General features: G+C 59.9%; 16 protein-coding genes and 3 pseudogenes. 14 read left to right on the top strand and 5 right to left on the bottom strand.

The window, feature by feature from the left end:
* Nucleotides 1–6 precede the first annotated feature (6 nt).
* The 6 genes and pseudogenes from CTP10_RS40690 to ybgF all read left to right on the top strand — a co-directional run bounded on the left by CTP10_RS40690 (nt 7) and on the right by ybgF (nt 6,693).
* Nucleotides 7–2,940, top strand: coding sequence for a Tn3 family transposase (locus tag CTP10_RS40690; protein ID WP_116321243.1), 2,934 nt, complete (start codon nt 7–9; stop codon nt 2,938–2,940).
* Between the two features lie 25 nt (nt 2,941–2,965).
* Entirely contained in the window at nt 2,966–3,199 is a 234-nt protein-coding gene (locus CTP10_RS40685) for a DUF6429 family protein (protein ID WP_116321242.1), read from the top strand.
* 220 nt (nt 3,200–3,419) lie between these two features.
* Nucleotides 3,420–4,157: pseudogene (locus CTP10_RS40680) on the top strand (DNA-binding protein); the annotation flags it as partial.
* A 94-nt stretch (nt 4,158–4,251) separates the two neighbouring features.
* Entirely contained in the window at nt 4,252–5,439 is a 1,188-nt protein-coding gene (locus tag CTP10_RS40675) for an H-NS histone family protein (protein WP_116321241.1), read from the top strand.
* A gap of 175 nt (nt 5,440–5,614) precedes the next feature.
* Nucleotides 5,615–5,863: an H-NS histone family protein gene (locus CTP10_RS40670; RefSeq protein ID WP_116321240.1), complete on the top strand. Its 249-nt coding sequence runs from the start codon at nt 5,615–5,617 to the stop codon at nt 5,861–5,863.
* Between the two features lie 77 nt (nt 5,864–5,940).
* A complete protein-coding gene (gene ybgF / locus CTP10_RS40665; RefSeq protein WP_116321239.1) occupies nt 5,941–6,693 on the top strand; it encodes a tol-pal system protein YbgF in 753 nt (250 codons plus the stop codon).
* A gap of 158 nt (nt 6,694–6,851) precedes the next feature.
* Here ybgF and CTP10_RS40660 read toward each other — a convergent pair whose 3' ends face one another.
* Nucleotides 6,852–7,178, bottom strand: coding sequence for a hypothetical protein (locus CTP10_RS40660; protein ID WP_116321238.1), 327 nt, complete (start codon nt 7,176–7,178; stop codon nt 6,852–6,854).
* A 15-nt stretch (nt 7,179–7,193) separates the two neighbouring features.
* Between CTP10_RS40660 and CTP10_RS40655 the strand changes: the two are divergent.
* Nucleotides 7,194–7,454 (top strand): annotated as a pseudogene (locus CTP10_RS40655) (ISKra4-like element ISBte1 family transposase); the annotation flags it as partial.
* Nucleotides 7,455–7,613: 159 nt separating this feature from the next.
* Here the strand turns inward: CTP10_RS40655 and CTP10_RS40650 are convergent.
* Together CTP10_RS40650 and CTP10_RS40645 are read right to left on the bottom strand one after the other, a co-directional pair.
* Nucleotides 7,614–9,473: an amidohydrolase gene (locus tag CTP10_RS40650; protein WP_158577680.1), complete on the bottom strand. Its 1,860-nt coding sequence runs from the start codon at nt 9,471–9,473 to the stop codon at nt 7,614–7,616.
* A 135-nt stretch (nt 9,474–9,608) separates the two neighbouring features.
* Nucleotides 9,609–10,610 carry a Bug family tripartite tricarboxylate transporter substrate binding protein gene (locus tag CTP10_RS40645; protein ID WP_116321236.1) on the bottom strand — a complete coding sequence of 334 codons (1,002 nt, stop codon included), beginning with the start codon at nt 10,608–10,610 and terminating at the stop codon, nt 9,609–9,611.
* Between the two features lie 293 nt (nt 10,611–10,903).
* On the opposite strand from CTP10_RS40645, the gene CTP10_RS40640 reads away from it, so the two are divergent.
* The 7 genes from CTP10_RS40640 (at nt 10,904) to CTP10_RS40610 (ending at nt 18,559) form a co-directional block, all read left to right on the top strand.
* Entirely contained in the window at nt 10,904–11,290 is a 387-nt protein-coding gene (locus CTP10_RS40640) for a nuclear transport factor 2 family protein (RefSeq protein WP_116321235.1), read from the top strand.
* Nucleotides 11,291–11,336: 46 nt separating this feature from the next.
* Nucleotides 11,337–12,731 (top strand): NAD(P)/FAD-dependent oxidoreductase, encoded by a 1,395-nt coding sequence (locus tag CTP10_RS40635; RefSeq protein ID WP_116321234.1) that lies wholly within the window; start codon nt 11,337–11,339, stop codon nt 12,729–12,731.
* Nucleotides 12,732–12,921: 190 nt separating this feature from the next.
* Nucleotides 12,922–13,470: a helix-turn-helix domain-containing protein gene (locus CTP10_RS40630; RefSeq protein ID WP_116321233.1), complete on the top strand. Its 549-nt coding sequence runs from the start codon at nt 12,922–12,924 to the stop codon at nt 13,468–13,470.
* 48 nt (nt 13,471–13,518) lie between these two features.
* Nucleotides 13,519–15,150, top strand: coding sequence for an amidohydrolase (locus CTP10_RS40625; protein ID WP_116321232.1), 1,632 nt, complete (start codon nt 13,519–13,521; stop codon nt 15,148–15,150).
* A 203-nt stretch (nt 15,151–15,353) separates the two neighbouring features.
* On the top strand, nt 15,354–16,328 hold the full coding sequence (locus CTP10_RS40620; RefSeq protein ID WP_158577679.1) for a CobW family GTP-binding protein: 975 nt from the start codon (nt 15,354–15,356) through the stop codon (nt 16,326–16,328).
* Between the two features lie 106 nt (nt 16,329–16,434).
* Nucleotides 16,435–17,427 carry a Bug family tripartite tricarboxylate transporter substrate binding protein gene (locus tag CTP10_RS40615; RefSeq protein WP_116321230.1) on the top strand — a complete coding sequence of 331 codons (993 nt, stop codon included), beginning with the start codon at nt 16,435–16,437 and terminating at the stop codon, nt 17,425–17,427.
* 160 nt (nt 17,428–17,587) lie between these two features.
* Nucleotides 17,588–18,559: a Bug family tripartite tricarboxylate transporter substrate binding protein gene (locus CTP10_RS40610; protein WP_116321229.1), complete on the top strand. Its 972-nt coding sequence runs from the start codon at nt 17,588–17,590 to the stop codon at nt 18,557–18,559.
* 221 nt (nt 18,560–18,780) lie between these two features.
* On the opposite strand, the pseudogene CTP10_RS40605 reads toward CTP10_RS40610, so the two are convergent.
* Nucleotides 18,781–19,017: pseudogene (locus CTP10_RS40605) on the bottom strand (ISKra4-like element ISBte1 family transposase); the annotation flags it as partial.
* A gap of 102 nt (nt 19,018–19,119) precedes the next feature.
* Nucleotides 19,120–20,457, bottom strand: a complete 1,338-nt coding sequence (gene ltrA / locus CTP10_RS40600) for a group II intron reverse transcriptase/maturase (RefSeq protein WP_116324081.1) — start codon at nt 20,455–20,457, stop codon at nt 19,120–19,122.
* Nucleotides 20,458–20,815 lie beyond the last annotated feature (358 nt).

The following is a 20,815-nucleotide window of genomic DNA, read 5'->3' as shown; positions in this document are numbered from 1 at the left end:
CAAGAGATGCCGGGCTTGGGATTTCGCTATGTGGGAAGTGACCGGCTGCCGATGCGGCTGTCGGAATTCGATGTCGAGCGGTACTTTGCATTGACCGACAGTGACGTCGCAGTGCTCAATGAGCGCTTTCGGACCGATCGGCGCGCTGGCGCGGCCATCCAACTGGTATTTCTGCGCGCAAGTGGGCATAGCCTCGGCCAGGTCAGTACGCTGCCGCGCCAGTTGCTTCACTATATCGGCCAGCGGCTCGGCCTACCGACGCCGACGATCGCATCGCTCCGGACTCTATATCGCCGGTACAAGACGCTCTATGACCACCTGATCTGGGCCTGCGGGTATCTGGGCTTGAAGTCGATCAGCCCGGACCAGTGGGCGGAGCTCGAAGCATGGATGCGCCAGGATGCCAAAGAATCGCTCACGCTCGACGAACTGATCCAACACGCGCACTACTGGCTGTACGAGCGCAAGATTCTGATTCCCGCCGAGCGAACCCTGCGGGATCTTGGACGATCGATCTGGGCGGAGATCGAGCGCCACACGCTCGCCCTGATCGGGGCGACCATTCCTGAGACGCAACTGGTGCGCGCTGATGCAGAACTATCGAGCCAACACGAGCCCGCAGGCATGACTGTTCTCGAGTGGCTCAAGACGCCGCCGGCCCGGCACAGTCCGACGACGCTCACGGAAACCCTGGAGAAGGTTCGGTATCTCAAGGACATCGGGGTACACACGTGGACGCTGGACACCGTGCCGATCGATAAGCAGCGTGCCTGGGCACAGCGGATTCAGGCGCGCCGTCCGGTGAAGACCCACGAGCTCAATGCGTCGACGCGCACGCTTGAGGTGGTGTTTTTCCTACGCGTGACGCTGCTCGAGTTGACCGATTCGCTGCTCTATCAAATCGGACGTCGCGTTTCCGATCTGGTTCGGCACGCTTACAACAAGACCACAACGAAACAAGCTCGCTCGGCAGTTGAATACCGACAACAACTGGTTGCGATCAAAGCGCTCGTTCGTGACAATACGCGCCCGGCGGAAGCCCGACTTGCAGAGATTGAAGCACTGCTTGGGGAACTACCGGACAAGCCTCCCGCCAGCCATGCAGCCAGCGTGCGCGAAACGCTGACTGATGATAACCGGCGCATCCGTAGTCTCCTTGCACCCCTATGTGAACTGGAATTATCAGGCCGAGACGCAGAACCAAGCCTGCAGCAACTCGAGCTTATCGCCAGGCTGCGCGATAGCGGCGCGACGGAGTTGCCCATTGACCACGGAGTGCTGATTAGCGCCAACTGGCGCGCCATAGTCGACTGCGACGATCGTAAACGTGCACTACGCGCTTTGGAAGCCGCCGCGATCACGAGCTTGCGCAAAGATCTGCGCCGCGGATCGGTGTGGATCAACCACAGTCTGTCCTTTCGTGAACGTGACCAGATGCTGATTCCGCCGTCAGATTGGGAGTCCGAGCGAGGCCGACACCTATCGTTATTGAGTCTACCAGCTACAGCGGATCCCTTTCTCGAGCGATTGACTGAAAACCTGAAGGCCGGCCTCGCGGCGCTGGAGGAAGCTCGCGAAGCCGGCCGCGTGACAATCGGCAAGGATGGCGCTCTGCACCTCTCGGCACTTGAGGCACTACCGACGGACGGGGTACCGAGGCGCACACGCGACCTGTTGTTCAAGGCGATCGGCACAGCTCAGTTTGCGGATCTGATGATGGAAGTGGATGTCCACACGGGCTTTAGCGAAGTACTACTGGCACGGAGGGCACGCGATGCCAACGAACTTGTCTCGCTCTACGGTGCACTGATGGCGCACGGCACCGAGATCGACGCGAAAGGCGTTGCCGCTATGATTCAGCAAGTCGATGCTGCGGCGATTTCGAACACAATGCGTGTGCTTGAGATGTCGGGACGGCTGTCGCGAGCCAACTCGCGCGTGGTTGAGTTTCAACGTACGCACCCCATCACAGAGTTGTGGGGACGCGGGCAGCGAGCCTCGAGCGACTCGATGAGCCTGGATACTTCACCTCATCTGTTTTACGCTCGTGTCGATCCGCGTAGGCGCACGCATGCAGTCGGTATCTACACGCATGTCCTGGACCAGCATGGCATCGTGTACAACCAGCCGATCGTCCTTAACGAGCGCCAGGCGGGGGTCGCAATTGAAGGGGCAGTGCGCCACAGCGACACGCGCGAAGATGGCGGCCTCCTCGCGCTCGCCGTTGATACGCATGGATATACGAATGTGGGGATGGCCGTATCGAAGCTGCTCGGCTTCGATCTATGCCCACGGCTGCGCAATTTGTTGGAGCGCAAGCTCTATCTGCCGCGGGGTATGGAGATAGCCGAAGATCTTGCTCCCATCGTGGATCATGGTATCTCCCTGAAGGCTATTCGCGACGGCTGGGACGGGCTGCTGCGGCTTGTTGCATCAATCAAGTCAGGGCGTGTCAGCGCTGTCGTCGCGTTGCAGCGATTCGGCAGCGCAGCCCAAGGAGATCCGATTTATCGGGCGGCGGAACAACTTGGCAAGCTGCTGCGCACCCTGTTCCTGTGCGACTATTTCAGCAACGTCGAGTTTCGCCGAGAACTGCATGCACTACTCAGTCGCGGTGAGTCGGTACACGAGCTCCAACGTACGATCTATACGGGAAAGGTCACGCCGGAGCGCGGCCGTCGTCGTGACGAAATGATCGCGATTTCTGGCTCCTTGACCCTTCTGACGAACCTGGTGATTGCCTGGAACACGCAGCGCATGCAAGCAACAGTCGACGCGTGGCGCGGCAAGGGACAGCGAGTCGACGACGATTGGCTGCGTCGAATGGGGCCGGCGCATTCGGCGCATGTGAACTTTCGGGGAATGTTGCGATTTCCCCTTGAGCAGTACCAGGACATGCTGCTCGAAGCGGCGCCCTGGCAGCGTGCGGCAGGATCGTGAAGGCCACCTTCGAGGAGGAGGCAAGATGGACATCAATACCGACGCAGTCGACGAGGTCGTCCTCGCGCTGCTCTACCTCAATTTATGCGGCGAGAATCGCGCCTGGAAAAGTTTTGACTGGGACGCGCTGAATCGCTTGCACGACAAAGGGCTCATCGGGGATCCGGTGAACCGGGCGAAGTCGGTGTGGCTAACCGACGAGGGCCTCGGCGAGGCCGAGCGGATGTTCACGAAATACTTCGTCCGCGCTGGCGACTAGCAAGTGGTTAGCAGGAACATATGCTCTATGGTGCACAAACTTGCAGCGCGCCTTTCTGCATTGTCCAAGGGCTCTCGGGCTGCGTTTGCCGGCAAGGCAGGCGCCAGATTTTGCATCGAAAGGCAGCAAGCAGGTGAACTTGATGATTTCCTAACGCTTTGATTTGTAAAAGTAATTCGTTTCTTACCGCCAGATTTTGCACGGAAAGTACGATTACCCCCTGGCGGAAGCGCGGCAGGCGCACGACACGGTGCAGGCAGACCTGGCCACGGAGCGACAGGCGCACGCCGCGACCCAGGCGCGGCTGGAAGCGGCGCGGGCCGAACTGGACGTCGCGGGCAGGCAGCTGGTGGAACTGCGTACCCAATTCTCGACCGAGCTGGAACGCGCCCGCGAGCAGGTGACCCTCGCGCAGGAACGCGCCGAAGCCAGCGAGCGGCGCAGCCTGCGCGAACTGGACGCCGAGCGCACAGCGCGCCAGAGGAGCGAACGCACGGCCGAAGACCTGCGTGGCGAACTGGTGGCGGCACGCAGTGAGGCGCGCGATGCCGCGGTGGCGCAGGCGGAGGGCCGTGCGAAGCTGGAAGCGCAGGCCGTGGCGCTGGCCGAGCGACTCGCGGCCACCGAGCAGGCGCAGCGCAAGACAGCGGGTGACCTGGAGGCTGTCCAGGCGGAACTCGCCGCGGCGCAGCGCCGGGCCGAGCGGGCCGAAGCCGAAGCGGCGCTCGCGCGCCAGTTGCTGGCCACCCTGCGCGTCGCGCCGCGCGAACGGGACGGCGGTGGTGGAAGGCGGCGCAAGGGCGGCAGTTCGGCGGCGACCGCGCCGGAAGAGCAGGGCGACGGTCAGGGGGAAGCTCAGCAGGATGAGCTGGCCGGAGAACAGGGCGACGAGCCGGGGGTGGGGCTACCCAACAATCAGGACGAAGGCAACGACGGCAGCGATGACAGCAAAGACTGAGCGGGGAACGCGATCCGCTGAAGCGAACGACACGCAAGAGACAAGGTCTCACCGTCCATGGAATAAGGAAGTGTCTGCACCTGCAGTGTCTTCAATGAAGGAGAACGAATTGACCCCGAAGCAAGTGGTGGAAGCCGTTGTCGCGAGCCATGCGACGGACGGACTTGGTCAGATGGAGCTTCCCATCGCTGAGGCGATGCGCGACGCGGATCCCGTCATGGGTGAAGCCAGTGATGCAGGCGTCGGTAGTGTCAGCGTTGACACTCAGACCCGACGCTTGGACTTCTGGTCCACAAGCCGGGATAGCGGCCCGACGGCGACGGTGTCATATCGGCGCCGGCGGCCTTACACAGCCCCGGACGCTTCAACGGAAGACGTGGCACCGGAAGCATCGATGGAAGCCGCCGCCTCGGAAGCGTTGACTGAATCTGACGCGCCGGAAGCGCCCATTGAAGCCATGACCTCGGAAGCGACCACTGAAGCCGTGGCCGAAGCTCCGGTTGAAGTCCTGGCCACGGACGAACCGACGGAAGCTGCCGCCCAGGACGAACTGACCGAAACGGCCGCCCCGGTAGCACCGCATTACGCCCCAGCTCCGGAAGCAGCGCCTGAAGAGACGCGGGCCCCGAGGCGCGGTCGGAAGCCGAAAGCGCTCACCGATACTGCCGCTGCGGAAGCAGCGCCGGAAGAGACGCGGGCTCCGAAGCGCGGTCGGAAGCCGAAAGCGCTCACCGAAACTGCCGCTCCGGAAGCTGCGCCGGAAGAGAGGCGGACCCCAAAGCGCGGTCGGAAGCCGAAAATCCTGGCTGAAGTTGCCGCTCCGGAAGTCACGACCCAAGAGACCCCAACCCGGAAGCGCGGACCGAAGCAGATAACACTGCCTGGAGTGGAGGCTGCCCCGGAAGCGCCGACTCAGAAGACGCGAACCCGGAAGCCGCGACAGGAGCAAAAAGCGCCTACCGCAACCCAAAGCCCGTCCCAATCCTCACTGCTCGCTCAACTGGCATCTGTCAATGCGCAACTTGAGCAGTTGCGAGCCGAAGTGCCAAAGGTCGTGGAGGAGATTCGGCAGTGGATGCAGGAGTACGACCTCAGCATTGAGGAGATTGCGGGCAAGCCCAGTGTTGAGCCCGCTGCCCGCGCTGTTCCGACCAAGACGAAGGCCGCGCCGCCTCCGAGGTACCGCAACCCCAAGACGGGCCAGACCTGGTCGGGGCGCGGTCGGGCACCCGCGTGGATTGGCAAGAAGCCCGAGCGTTTCCTCATCGATCTCTTGTACTGAACGGCAGGTTGGCGGGCGCGGCCGGTCCGCCCCTATTCTGACTAGCAACCTCGGCAGGCCGGAAGTTCGGCGGCCACTGCGTAGGAAGCCCAAGGGGAAGAGCCGGGCAACGAGCCGGGGGCGGCGGCGCTGCCTAACAATCAGGATGAAGGCAACGACAGCAGTGACGGCAGCGATGACAGCAAAAACTGAGCGGGCGGACGCGATCCGCTGGATCCAGACGCAGATGGACGACTATGGGCTCACCCTCGAAGAGCTCGACGCGGCGGCGTGCTTCGCGCCGCCACCGCCCGCACCACAGGCGCCGGTGGTTTGCTACCGCAACGCGGAAGGGCTCACCTGGGACGGGCAGGGCGAGATGCCCTCGTGGCTCAAGCGCGCGGTCAATGCGGGGCAGAGCGTTGAGTTTTTCCGGATTGGATAGGGCCGCCGATGCATTCGGCCCGCTGTCCAACGACGATGTGACCAGGGCTAACCGACACAACCCACGACGACCCATTTATGAAAGTACGCGTTTCCACCCTATTGTGGCTCGCCGCCATGGCGAGCGGCGGCATGCTGCCACCCACGCAGGCACACGCCGGCGTGTTCGACGATGAGCAGGCGCGCAAAACGGTCATCAACCTGCGCGACCAGTTCAACAGCTTCCAGGCGACGGCGACCCAGCGCATTGAGCAGAACAGCCGCACCACACTCGACCTGCAGAACCAGCTCGAAGGACTACGCCAGGAAGTCGCGCGACTACGCGGCCAGAACGAAGTGCTGCAGAACACGGTGGCGACGCTGCAGAAGCAGCAGAAGGACTACTACGCCGACCTGGATGCGCGCCTGAAGAAGTTCGAGCCGCAGCACGCTTCGGTCGAAGACCACCAGTCGCAGCCCGGCGAGAAGCCCGAATACGACGCCGCGCTCAAGCATTTTCAGGCGGGCGATTTCGAGAGCGCCGGGAATTCGTTTTCGTCGTTTATCAAGAAATATCCGCAGAGCCCCTACCTGCCGCTGGCGCAGTACTGGCTCGGCAACTCGCTCTACGCGCAGCGCGACTACAAGGGGTCCACCTGGGTGCTGCAGAAAATGATCCATGCCAACCCGACGCATCCCAAGGTGCCGGACGCCATGATCGCGGTGGCCAATAATCAGCTCGAATCCGACCAGAAGGCGGCTGCACGCAAAACGCTGGAACAAGTGGTGGCCAAGTATCCCGGTACCGAAGGCGCGCGTGCGGCGAACAACCGATTGAAGACGCTGAAGTAAGTGCGGGTCAGTTCGCGCTGGCCGTTGAGGCCGGCGCCCGGAAGGTGGTGCCCTGGTAGTGGCCGTCACCCTCGGTCTGCAGGAAATAGCACTTCTTATCACTATGGCGACAATTTCGGGAAAACCTGTACGCCGGGACTTCCGCCCCGGCGACCGGCTTAGATGGGCGTGATGGGCAATCCGCCGGTAACGGCCGCGATCACGCTGTCGGACAGCACATTAACCGTCATTTGCACGCCCACGATAGGGTCATCGTGGTGCTGCGCGACCCCCTGCGCCTTCGCCCAGGCGAACGCGAACGCTTGGTCGGCGGTCATCGCGGCCGGCGTTTGCAGAGGTTGGAGGGTCACGTCGATACCGCGCTCGACCGGCCGGAGGCACATCAGCACCTCAACGGCATGCGGGGCGCTTTCGTGCCGATGCAGGTCGATGGCGATGAAGCGCCCCGAGGCCAAGACGGCCCGAATGGTTTTCACGTAAGTCATGCGGTCTCCTAGAAGGACAAAAACCGGCACTTCATCGTGAACTACGGTGACCGCTATCGGCATGGCGAGCCCATTGCCTCAGGTTTTGTCGAGTCAGCCGTCAACCAGGTGGTTAGCAAGCGGTTCGTCAAACGGCAGCAGATGGCTTGGCGGCCTCGGCACGCGCACAACCTGCTTCAAATCCGGACCGCGGTGCTCAATAAACAGCTCTGGTCTTACATTGAACGATGGTATCCGTCCATCGCAGGAGAAGAAGGCCACCGCCTTGCCGCTTAGTCAGTCCCCGGTTTGGCGCGGTCTCCTTCAACACCCCAATAATCTGCTCTTCGTTGAACCACGATTTCTTCATGACAAGGTTTCTCCTGCGACCTTGTCACTAACTTTACAGTGGGATCCGGCGCTATCCTGGCAGCTTCCCTCCAGCCTCGATCCTAGCTAGCCATGCGATCTCATCAATCCGGCGCTGGCTAGGTAGCGCAAGAATACGCAAGGATCTCCATCTGGACCGCAGCACAATGCAGATGGGATCATCCGATATTCGCTGGATGGGGACCTGGGATGTTGTCGCGTAGCCATCAGCATGGTGGCATCTCCGGCCAGAACGCTGGCGACGGGTTGGCCGAGGAGATGGAACTCTCCTTCGAATATCGTGCCTGCGATACGGACGTCCTTCAGCCGCTCCACGCCAAACTCGAACGGGTCATCTTCAAGGATGGCGAAGTCGGCTTTCTTGCCGGCGGAGATGGAGCCGATTTCATGGTCCATCCGGAGTGCAAATGCGGCATCGATCGTGATGCCACGCAGGGCCTGGTCGAGGTTCAACATTTCTTCTGGTGCCACCTGGCGTCCGGACCGCGTGGTACGCGTCGCGGCGCACCACGCGAGCAGAAGCGGTTCCATGGGTGCCATCATGAAATCCGAGTGGAACGAAACGCGCAGGCCATTACGTACCATCGAGCCGGCCCGTACGATCTGGTCAGCCCGTTCGCGGCCAAGTCCAAGCAGGCCGTAGTCATCGGCCAGTGCGTGAATGTAGTACGAGTTGACCGAGGCATGTGCGCCCAATGCCGCCAATTGACGCGATTGTGCATTGGTATGAAAACCAACGTGGTGCACGGTGAATCGATGATCAAAGCGCGGCTTGCGCTCCTGCGCGGCGGAAAGCGCCGAGATGACAGCATCCATGCCGCCATCTCCGTTGACATGCACGTGCATCTGATAGCCTGCATCCCAGAAGATGCGCACGCCTTCAGCGAGAACAGCGGGGCTCATCAGCCATTCACCGTGGTGCCCATCGATGTAGCCGGGCGGATTCATCTGCATCAGCTGCGAGAACATTGCGCCATCCGCAAACAGCTTGACGGCCTTCGAGAAGCGCACGCGACGGCTTTCCCGGGACCGGATGGCCTCGATCATCGCAAGGCCCGCTTCGAACGGTGGGCATTCATCTGGTGGCCCCATGGTCTTGCGGCCCACGGCTCGATTTGAAAAGCCGCGTGCATCTGCAATATTGACGATGCGGAGCGGACGATTCTTCTGTTCGATGCACGCGTCCAGCGCGGCAAGCTCATACTCCGGGTCGATGCAGCCAAACAGCATGTCGCCGGCGGTCGTGATACCGCCCTGTTGCATCAGTGTCGCCGTGGTATTGAGCCCGCGGTGATACCACTCGGGGCGCAGCATCATGGGCAGGAGCCTGGCGACGACCAGCTTGTTGCCGGTTTCGAAGAAATGACCATTGGCGAGGTCGACCTGGGGGTGCGATGCCACCGGTTCTTCGTCGAGGCCGAGATGATTGATGGCAGCGGTGTTCATGTACGTCTCGTGAAACGACCGTTGCCAGAGAATGACAGGCCTGTCCGGGCACAATGCATCCAGCTCAGGGCGATTCCAGCGGCCGTGCCGGGCAGGCTGGTAACCGAAGGAAATAAAAATTTCGCTATGGTCGGTACGCGCTGCGAGCCGGGCGTTGAGCCGCTCGAGATACTGTTCGGGCGTATTTGCCGCTGGCGCGATCTCACCACCTTCCATGCGCCAGGCTTCTGGCGCGATGATTTCCATTGGCGTGAGCAGTGCGCCGAGAAACGGGTGCACATGGTTGTCGATGAAGCCCGGCAGCAATACCTTGTCGCGCAAACTTTCATCGACGACAACATCCCGCCCTGCGCGCCACGGCTCCATGGATGCCAGGTCTCCAACGGCGACGATGCGATCGTCAATGATGCCAACCGCTGTCGCATGCGGCAGAGATTCATCCATGGTGTGGATGTGCCTGGCAAGAATGATGCGCAGCATTTGGCGCGGCTGTGAAGATGTCGATGCATGCACGATAGTCGTTCCTTCGATGAGCGCAGATCGCCGGACGCCGGAAAGCGTATCTGCGCTTATGGTCAATATATGCTCCGGCATGCTTCCTGGGGAGTAATGGGGTTACTGGATCGGTCGGACCTTGCCCTGCGTGCGCATCAGCAACTTGGTCACCTCAACCTGCATCGCATCCCACAACGCCGCGTAATCCGAGGGGCCGGCGTACTCCGGTTGAATGCCCATGGCATCCATCTTTGCGCGCATGTCGGCGTCTTCCGAAAGCTCCTTGAGCATGGTTGACCACGCCTGGACAACGGGTGCGGGGGTGCCGCGAGCAAGCGTTAGCCCGGTACTCGCACCGAAGCTCGAAATGTCGAGACCCAGTGATCCCGCCGTCGGCACGCTCGGAAAGAATTTGGAAGGAGTGTTGCCGCTGACCATGATTGCCCGAATGCGCCCGGATTTGAGATGGGGAAGCGCAATCGTCGGATTGGTGACGGCGATGTCGATATGTCCCCCAAGCAGTGCGTTCATCATGGACGGCCCATCGTTGAACGGGACACTGTTGAGCTTTGCCTTTTGCTTTTTATCGAATTCTTCGATGTACAACTGCGCGGGCCCGCGGCTGGTCGGCGTTCCGAGCGTCACGGTGCCCGGCTTGGCCTGGGCAGCCTTCACCAGGTCGGTCATGGTCTGATATGGGCTGTCGGCCCGGACAACCCAGCCCGCCGGCGTGCGCTGGGATAGTGCGACAGGGACGAAGTTGCTGCGCGAATAGGGGGCATTGGCCTCTGGATTGAGATAGGTCAGTTGTGCCTCGAAACCCTGGGCGAACGCGATGGTATGGCCATCAGCAGGACGCCTGAGCAGCTCGGACAGCGCAATCTGGTTGTTCGCCCCGACCTTGTTGAGCACGATGGTGCGCGTGCCCCATTTGGCATCCCAGTATGCCGCCATGGCCCGGCCCATGACATCGATCTGCCCGCCAGGGCCATAGGGCACAAGCAGCGTAATCGTGCTGCCCTTCTGCGGGAATTCGGCGGCGGCGGATGTGCCTGAGGCGATTGCACAAGTCATCGCCATCGCACCGATCAGGGCGCGTATACATGATTTGATGTGCTTCATTAGTAGTGTCTCCAGTTTTTTCTCTGTGGTTCTAATAGCAGGGCGCCAGCGAAGAACGGTGCAACCGCCCGGCTCGGTATCAGAGCAAAGGCCAGCTGCACCGAAGTGAAAATTTACAATAAATTATTCCCTTTGTGAAATTTTGATGTATATTTTCACTCAACGGCACACGCGACCATTCTTGGGCCGTGCGGCCGCCGGTCCGGGCATGTTTGGGGTGATCAGGGTGCAGGTCCCGCTTCTGCGCTCCGATGGCGCCGAGGACTGTACTCATTACTTAACAAGGTTCTTTGATGACGCCGACTGACAAGAAACACCTGGCCGTCGCCGGGGCGTTTACCAGTGCTTTCAATCGCCACGATCTTGATGCGGTCATGGCTTGCATGACTGAAGACTGCACATTCATGTCCCCTGCGGGGACTGATCGGGATGGTGCCCGGCACATCGGCGCGGCGGCCGTCAGGCGTGCGATCGCCGCTGTATTCAGCGCGTATCCCGACGCCCATTGGTCCCCTATCCGCGAACTGGCTGCGGACAACAGCGTCGTCACGGAATGGACGTTCAGCGGCACCGCACGCGACGGCTCGCGCACGGAAGTGAATGGGTGCGACATCCTCACTTTTGTGAACGGCAAGATCGCTGTCAAGAACGCCTTCCGCAAGCAGCGTTTGACATCATGACGACGATCACAATCACCAACCGTGCGCAAATAACGAGGGCGAGCCAATGACCGCGCGTCTGCCATCCGGCACAATGAGCGCCGCAGCGTACGATCCTCGCTACGATCCCCTGACGAGTGATGGGCCGGGTGTTGGCAGGGCCTATGCGCCGTCCTACTGGGTCAGCACGGCAGGGGCCGTGCCTGAGGATGACGGTGTCCTGCGCGGCGAAATAGATGCCGACGTGATCATTGTCGGCGCCGGGTTGACGGGCTTGGCCACCGCGATCTACCTTGCCAGCGAGCATGGTATCCGGGCGACCGTTGTCGAGGCCAATCAGGTGTGCTGGGGATGCACGAGCAGAAATGGCGGGCAGGTGCTTCACACCGCTGGCCGCCTTTCTCGCAGTCAGTGGCTGCAGCGATGGGGCAAGGACATCGCCCTGGCGATGCATGCCGAGATGGATGAGGCCTATGCCGCTTTCCACAATCTGGTGGCGAAGCACGACATCCAGTGTGATCCGCAAGAACAAGGGCATCTCTACATTGCTCACCGGCAGCGGACATTTCAGGAGCTGCTCAAGGAAGCCGACGTTCTGAAGAAGGTCTTCGCCTATCCGGTCGAAATGCTGAGCCGGGGCCAGGTTCACCGCGACCATGTTGCCGACGCCGATGCCGTTGGCGCGATGCTGGAGCCGCATGGCGTTGGTATCCATCCGCTGAAGCTGGCGTTTGGCTATCTGCGCACGGCACGCGCGCTCGGTGTGCGCGTGTATTCCGGTAGCCCGGTCACCGCCATCGAGGCGGGTGAGGGTATCCATCATCTGCGCACGCCGGAAGGTCGTATCCGGGCGCGCGCCATCGGTTTTGCAACAGGAGGCTATACCTCGCCAGGGTTGCATGCCGCCTTGCGGAACCGGTCGTTTCCAGTGCTCTCGAATTCGATTGTTACGCGCCCGCTCACATCCGACGAGATTGAAGCAGCTGGTTTCAAGACATCGCGGGTCATGACGGACACACGCACGCTTCGGTACTACTACAGAAAGCTACCAGACCAACGTATCCAGATCGGCACGCGCGGCGCGATTACCGGTGCGGATGCCGACAATCCGAAACACTATGATTCGCTACTGGCAGGCTTCTTCCGAAAATTCCCGGCGCTCACCGGCGTAAGTGTGGACTACTCGTGGTGGGGGTGGGTCGATGTCAGTCATGACATGATGCCGCGGATTTATCGGAGTGCTGGTCACGGAAACATTTGCTATGCGCTGGGGTATGGCGGCAGCGGCGTGATGTATTCGACCCAGGCGGGTCGGCATCTCGCGTGTTTGCTCGCTGGCAAAAACCTGCCTGCGTTGCCAATATTCAACTCGCCGTTGCCTGGGAGTGTCCTTGCGCCGTTCAGGCGCCTGGGGCAGCGCGGTCTCTATCACTGGTATCGGTTCCGCGATGAGTTCTGCTAGCGATCAGCAGTCACAAAGCGCTTGGGCGATGCAGGCTGAGCCCGCTCCGATGCAGCTTGTGACACACTGCCGATCTGTCGCATGTTCATAAGGAGTACATGTTGTGAGGCCACCCAGTCATCCTGATCTGAGCGACCGTGATGTAGTAGGCGATCCCGAAAGAAGTACCGCGCTTGCCGCTGGTTCGACAGTGGGAAAGCAGATTCGCACGTTGCGAAAGCTGAAGCGAGTCACGTTACAGGTGCTAGCCGATCGTATCGGAAAGTCGGTCGGATATCTCAGCGAGATCGAGCGGGATATCGCTCCGATCTCGATTTCTGCCCTGCAGGAAATCGCCGACACGCTGGGCGTGAATATCGGCTGGTTCTTTCAGGGAGCGCAGCCTGTTCCGGAAGGGGAGCGGGACTTTGTCGTGCGCAAGGGCAATCGCAAGCGGCTCGCTTTTACCGGTGCTGGAGTGGTGGAGGAGTTGCTATCCCCGCATCTCTCCGGGCAGTTGGAACTCATCATGACAACCTTCAAGGCTGGCAGCCGCACCGGCGATCAGGATCGGATTCGTCGTGGCGAAGAGGCTGGTGTCGTGCTGTCAGGAAAACTCCAGCTGCACTTCGAAGGAAAAACGGTTTTGTTGGAAGCCGGAGACAGCTTTGCGTTCTATCGAACGGGCCCGCACCAATGCATGAATCCTGGCGATGAGGACGCCGTTGTGTTGTGGGTCATTACGCCTCCGTCATATTAGTGACGGGAGCTGTGCAGTCCAAAACAGGTTGAATGACAGGAGGAGTCTGTGAGCGCTCAACTGGATCTGATATTTCATGGTGGCAACATCGTCACCATGGCCGAAGACACGTCGGCTGTGGAGGCTGTTGGGGTGGTGGCCGGCCGTATCGTCATGGTCGGTGCTCTCGATGCCATACGCCAGCACTGTGGTGCCGCGACCCGCGAAGTCGATCTCGCAGGCGCAACTTTGCTACCAGGATTCATCGAGCCGCACGGACATCCGCTGAAGACTGCGATGTATCGCGGAACGCCCGTGATCGATGCGCGACCGGAAACCACGCCAACGTATGCGGCGCTCATGGCAATGGTGCGCCGGCGCGTCGCAAAAGCGGCTCCCGGCGAGTGGCTGCATTTCTTTGGGCTGGATCCGCAGCGTCACCCGGATATGCGCGAACCCACTCTGGCGGAGCTGGATGAAATTGCGCCAGCCAATCCGCTCAGTATCCAGACATCCAACGCGCATGCGCTATTCGCAAACAGCCTCGCTTTTGGCCGGCGAGGATGGGACAAGAAGACGCCGGCACCTCCCGCCGGCATCATCTGCCTGGATGACAATGGGGAATTGACAGGCAAAGTCGAAGAACGGGCCGTCGCGATTTTCCTTGAGCCGATGTATGCCGAGCGCGGCGATGAGGGAACCTGGCAGGCTTTCGACGAATGGCTGGCCAAGCATATCAAGGCAGGCATCACCACATGCACCGAGATTGGCATGATCCCGGGCTTCGAGCCGACCTATGAGCGTTACCTCCAGATGGACGACGTCCCCATGCGCGTGGTCGGGTACGAGCAGGCCAATGTCGATGGCAAGAGCCATCTTCGCTTCGAGAAGCAGCATGCCTGGCTGAACATGGTCGGTGTGAAGTTATGGGGCGACGGGTCTCCTTTCGTTGGCAATATTGCGGTGACGCATCCCTATCTGAACAATGAAATTACCCTTAAACGAATGGGGCTGCCTGCCAACAACACGGGGCACATGAATTTCACATTGGAGGCGTTGCAGAAGTTCGTTCCAGCCTACGCGGCAGCGGGACGGCAAGTCGCAACGCACGTGCAGGGCGACAGGACGATTGATCTGATTCTGGATCTCTATGAGTCGATCCTCGATACGCTGCCCCGTCAGGACCATCGCTTCCGGCTCGAGCACTGCGCCCTGATGCGCGATGACCAGATCGAACGCGCCAAGAGGCTGGGTGTCGTGTGCAGCTTTTTCCCAGGACACCTGTACTACTGGGGTGAGCCGCTGGCCGATTATCTCTTCGGGGAAGATGTGGCAGCCCGGTACATGCCGATTGGCTCTGCCGCTGCCGCTGGTATGCGTTTTAGCCTCCACAGCGATGCACCCATGACCGACCCGAATCCTCTGCTGTGCATGCAGATTGCAACCACACGCCGCACCCACGCCGGCCGTGTACTGGGTCAAGCGCAGTGCATCAGCGCCGAGCAAGCATTGCGGGCGGTCACGATCGACGCAGCGTATCAGCTGTTCATGGATGACCGCATTGGCAGCATCGAGGTTGGAAAGTATGCCGATTTCACCATTCTGGCGATCAACCCACTGACCGTTTCACCCGAGACGCTCGCAAGCATCCCGGTGCTTGCGACCTGGGTCGGTGGACGCGAAGTCAAGAGACCCTCATAAATTATCCGCGAGTCAAACGGGCTCGCTTGATCAACATGACGCCCGCCTCGGATTTCCGCGTGCGGCAGGGGTACGTTTTATCTGCAATGCTCGATTCTCCGCATACGATTTGAAGCCGATGGCTTCTGCGGCGAACCTGATTGGCTCGTTCGGTCTCCTGGCGAGATCGATCATATTGATCTGTAATGGCGGTAGGTAACAGCATGGCAACACAGACACACAACCCCATTCCTGTCACGGTGCTGACCGGTTTTCTTGGCGCGGGAAAGACCACCCTGCTGCAACGCAGCCTGGCACAACCGGGCGGACTGCGGATAGGCGTACTTGTCAATGACTTCGGCGAACTCAATATCGACGCGGCCCTTGTGCGGCGTGTCGATTCCGAAGTGATTGAACTTTCCAATGGCTGTGTTTGTTGCCAGATGAACAATGATCTTCTCGGCAGCGTCCTGTCCATGGCGAGCGCAAACGACCGTCCTGATCACATTGTGATCGAGGCAAGCGGCATTGCTCAGCCTCTAGGGATTACGGCGGCTTTGCATGATGAATTGCTCGCACCGCACGTTTTCGTGGAGTCCGTGATTGCGATCGTGGATGCAGAGGCGTATCCCGCACTCTCCTTCTCCGATGGTGAGCTTGCCCTGGCACAGATGGTCGTTGCCGACATGGTGTTGCTCAACAAATGTGATCTCGCTGAACAGGCCGCACTGGATGCACTTTCCGCGGACATTCGCGTGATTGCTCCACGTGCTCGCCTGATCCCGACACAGCACTGCAATGTTCCGCTCGAATTGATCATGGGATCTGTGGATGCCCGTCGCGTTATTCGTATTGATGACAGCAAACCGGTGGGTACAACCAACAGGTCTCCCCAGAACGCACATGGCTTTGTGTCGCTGAGTTGGAGCGCTCCTGGCGAATTGGATCCGAATGCGTTTCATGACTTCGTGCGGACATTGCCGCTGACGGTCGTGCGAGGCAAGGGATTCGTCTGCTTCTCTCACGGAGACCCGCGTTGCGCTGTATTTCAGCTTGTTGGGAAACGTAGCGAGCTGATTGTCGATCCAGACCGGCAGACCGACGGTAATGCCTTGGTGTTCATCGGTCGAGCGCTCGACCAGAAAAAAATCCTTGCCGCACTCGATGCATGTGTGGTGTCAGGAATTCCACTGCGCTGATTGCCTGATATGCGAGCGGTGTCCGATAGTTGTTGTGCCGGGTGCGTCTTGGAATGCCACATCAACCACGGATAAGAAAGTAGGCATTGTGATTTAGGAGACTCAAATGTTAGAGAAAACAGTCGTGAAATTGCTCGGTTGTGTGTTCGTTCCAGTGGCTATCGCGTCAGCCGCTCCTGTGTTCGCACAGTCTGCAGATTGGCCGTCCAAGAATCTGCGTCTGGTTGTGCCATTTCCCCCCGGTGGCTCGACCGATGTGATTGCGCGGGCCCTGGCTGTCCGCATGGAAAAACGACTGGGCAAGTCAGTTGTGGTGGAAAACGTTACTGGCGGTGCAACTGTTCCGGCAGTGCAGAATGTCCTGCGCTCAGATGCGGATGGGCATACCCTTTTCATTTCCAGTGATGTGACATTCAGTGTCAATCCTCACTTGCTGCCCTCGATTTCGTACGCGCCGCTGAAGGACTTCACGCCCGTCACTATTCTGGGTGCGACGGCAAACTGGATGATCGTCAGGTCGGATCGCCCGGAAAAGACGTTCGGCGATCTTGCCAAGACAATCGCTGCCAATCCCGGAAAAGTGACCATCGGCGTCAACGCCATCGGTGGCGCTGCTCATCTTGGCCTCGAAGCCTGGAAAAAGGCGGAGCATCTCGACTTCACCGTGGTTCCATATCGTGGCGGCCCGGCGGCGGTAACTGATCTCCTGGGCGGGCAAGTGACTGCGACGGTTGATGTGCCTGGCTCCTCAGTCCAGTACGCACGCGCGGGTAAGGTCCGGCCGCTTGCCGTCTTTCAGGAGCGCCGCAGTGCCGCGCTGAAGGATCTGCCAACGGCGCGCGAAAGCAATAAAACCGCACCGGAGATTTCGACGTACCTGGCAATTGTCGTCAAGGCTGGAACGTCACCGGAGCGTGTGCAGAGGCTCAACAAGATCATGAAGGAATCGGCTGCCGATGCGGAATTCCAGACCCTGATGACCACAAACGTGCTGTACGACCCGATTGTGAACTCGCCAGCGGAAGCTTCGTCGTTTCTTAAATCCGAATTGGCGCGCTATGGCAAGCTCGTGAGCCAAGCAGGTGTCAAAGTGGAGTAATTCACGTCCATGCCGGCGGGGCAAGATTTTTATCCTGCATGACCGAAGCCCCGTTGTTCCCCAGGTAGGACAACATGTTGTTGGAGCGCATGCATGCGAAGCATAACAAAAACGGATCTGATTCTCGCCGGCTGAAATTTCATCAAACGAAGGAGACACAATGAAAAAGCTGTTTGCGAGCATGTGCATTTTTGCGGCGTGCGCGATATCAGGTGGTGCTGTTTACGGTGCCGAGTGGCCTACGAAATCACTTCGATTGATCGTTCCTTTTCCGGCTGGCGGCTCGACGGATGTCTTGGCACGCGGTTTGGCTACGCGCCTGGAAAGTCAGTTCAAAAAGCCCGTGATCGTCGAAAACATCAGCGGTGGCGCCACTGTTCCAGCTGTCCAGAGCCTGATGCGCAACGAAGCGGATGGACATACGATGATTCTGTCCAGCGCGACGACGTTCAATCTTGCTCCACTGATGATGTCTTCCGTTCCATATAACCCTGCGAAGGACCTGGCGACGGTCACTGTACTGGCGAGGGCATCGAACTGGATCATGGTGCGCAGCGACCGGCCGGAGAAATCGATTGGTGATCTGGAGCGCACGATCGCCGCGCATCCAGGTACGGTTACGATTGGCATCAATGGCCTTGGCGGTGTCGCGCATTTGAGCCTGGAGGCCTGGAAAAAGGCGGCGAAACTCGATTTCACAATCGTTCCATATCGGGGCTCACCGCAAGCCGTTACTGATTTGATGGGTGGGCAGGTTGTGGCCACTGTCGACGTCGTGGGATCGACTCTTCAGCATTTGCGAGGTGGCAAGGTGAAGACGCTGGGCTTGCTGCAAAACAGCCGTAGTCCCGCTATGAAGGATGTGCCTGCAGCACCCGAAAGCGGCGCTTCGATTCCGCCTGTGGTGACGTACCTCGCTATCGCGGTCAAGGCGGGTACACCTCGGGAACGAGTTGAGAAGCTACATCAAGCGATCAAGGTCGCTGCGGCTGATACCGAGTACAAGAAACTGATGGCTGATCTGGTCATGGAACCGGTCTTGAGCTCGCCAGCTGATGCGGACACTTATCTGAGGGCTGAATCCGTTCGATATGGCAAGATTGTGGCTGCGTCAGGTATCAAGTACGAGTGAAATCTGCTACTTTTCCGCAACCATCGACCATGACGTTTATACAGGTCATGCGTCAGTGAGCGAGCTGTCTTCCGCAGGCGGCCCGTTTTTTCGTGACACGTATATTAGAAAAATTGATGGTGCCAGTCCTGGGGGCATGTCTATCTCGTGTTTCAGATGACCTGCCCCCAATGACCAGGTCCATACATATCGATCGGAGACCGCGCCAAAGCGGGGGCTGACTAAGCGGCAAGGCGGTGGCGTTCTCCTCCGGCGACGGAGGGATACCATCGCTCAACGTGCGATCGGAACTGGCCATTGAGCACGGCCGTCCGGATTTGAAGCAGGTTGTGCGCGTGCCGAGGCCGCCAGGCCATCTGCTGTCGTTTGACGAAGCGCTTGCTGACCACCTGGTTGACGGCCGACTCGACGAAACCTGATGCAATGGGCTCCCCGTGCCGATATCGGTCACCGTAGTTGGCCTACGACCAAGATTCGCAATTGTATAGGGGTAGGAAACGGCGTGCGCCGTCCCCTCCCTCCGAACCCGGTGTGCGGTTTACCCGCGACGGGCTCTCCAGTCAGTTGTTTCCACATCGGGATTGGCGCGCCAATCGAAGGGCCTCGGACATCGTGAACAGCCCAAGATTAGCGAAAAAGGCATTTGGCCATCGGGTGTGATCGCGAAGGCAATGACCCTGCCCCGGACGATGAAGCTGTCGGCGCAAGATCGCTCGCAGACGGCGACGAACAAAGCCGTCGACCGACGAGAAGGTGTAGCGGTGGGCGTGCTGGAAATAGCCGAACCAGCCACGCAGGGTCGGGTTGATCGACGCAATGATGCTCTCGATCGAATCGCCCCTGTTACGCTTGGTCAGGGCCCGGATTTTATCCCGCAACCCCATAAGACTCTTCTTGCGCACCCACCGTTGGCCCGCCTCGAACCGGTAACCGAGAAACTCGAACCCATGACCCTCCAGCCGGCAATCCCCAACGTGGGTTTTGTCGGGATGCAGTGTCAGGCCGTTCGCATCCACCCAAGCCCGCATGCGAGTTAGCGCAGCTTCCGCTTCCTCACGTGTGCGGCATAACACCACGGCGTCATCCGCGTAGCGCACCATGACCAGCCCTGCCTGACGCATTTCCACGTCAAGCTCGTGCAGGTACAGATTTGCCAACAGAGGGCTGATGACCGCCCCCTGCGGACTCCCAGAAGTGGGCGTCCAGCGCGTCATGTCTTCCATGATGTCTTGCTTGAGAAAGGATTGGATAAGTTCCAGAACCCGGCCGTCCGCGATGCGCCCGGCCACTCTCGCGAGAAGGGGCAGGTGTGGGATCGAGTCAAAATAGCTTTGCAGATCGGCATCGACCACCCAGCAGTAGCCCGCTTTCACATGTCGGTCCACTTCGCGCAGTGCATCCTTGCAGCCCAAGCCCGGGCGGAAGCCGTAGCTTCTCGGCTCAAACTCATGCTCAAAGATCGGCTCGATGACCAGCTTCAGGGCCGCTTGAACGACGCGATCCTTCACAGCGGGTATACCGAGCGGGCGGCGTCCTTTACCTTTCGGTATGTAGACGCGCCGCACCGGCTGCGGGCGATAGCTACCATCCTGCAATGCATGCGCCAGTTCAGCAAGGTAGCGGTCCCGCGCTTGCGCGAATCGCTTCACGCTCATGCGGTCCACTCCCGCTGCCCCGGCGTTCTTCTCGACCTGAGTCCATCCCAGCGCGAGCGTGTCCAGGCGAAACACCTTGTCAATCAGACTGTGCCATTTACCTCCCTTAACTCCGTTTTGTAGAGCAGCCAACATAGCGTCCGTCCAGATTGAAGCTGACGCGAATTTCCGCTGCACGCAGCTTCCCAGCGCGTTTGCATCTCGTCTAGTCGTTTCCGACACTGGCGATGCTTCGATCTTCATCTCTGCTTCCTTCCGGTCTTTTGCTATCAACTTTCCTGCCCCGCTTCCCTAGTGCGCCTTTTGCTCTGACGCAGGTCTCCACGGCTCTACGCTTCCGTGTGCAGTACTATCGGGACTCTGACTCCTGCCAGCGTTCACCTCGCCGGCAGGTCTCCCCGCTTGCTTCGTGCCACCATCCCATCGTTCCGTCCTCAATCACGTGGTACGCCACCGCACCGCTTTGTCCGCCACGACAGCGTGCTGTGTTACTTCCAGGCTTCGCCACTTTAGTGCAGGCTCGCCGCCATACCCCGCCGAAACAGGTTCGTTAACCTACGGACCGACAGTTCGCTTCCGGTTACTCCCCACCCCGTCTCAC

This window comes from Cupriavidus sp. P-10 (assembly GCF_003402535.2).
Taxonomy (GTDB): Bacteria; Pseudomonadota; Gammaproteobacteria; order Burkholderiales; family Burkholderiaceae; genus Cupriavidus.
This window is presented reverse-complemented; position numbering and strand designations above follow the sequence as displayed.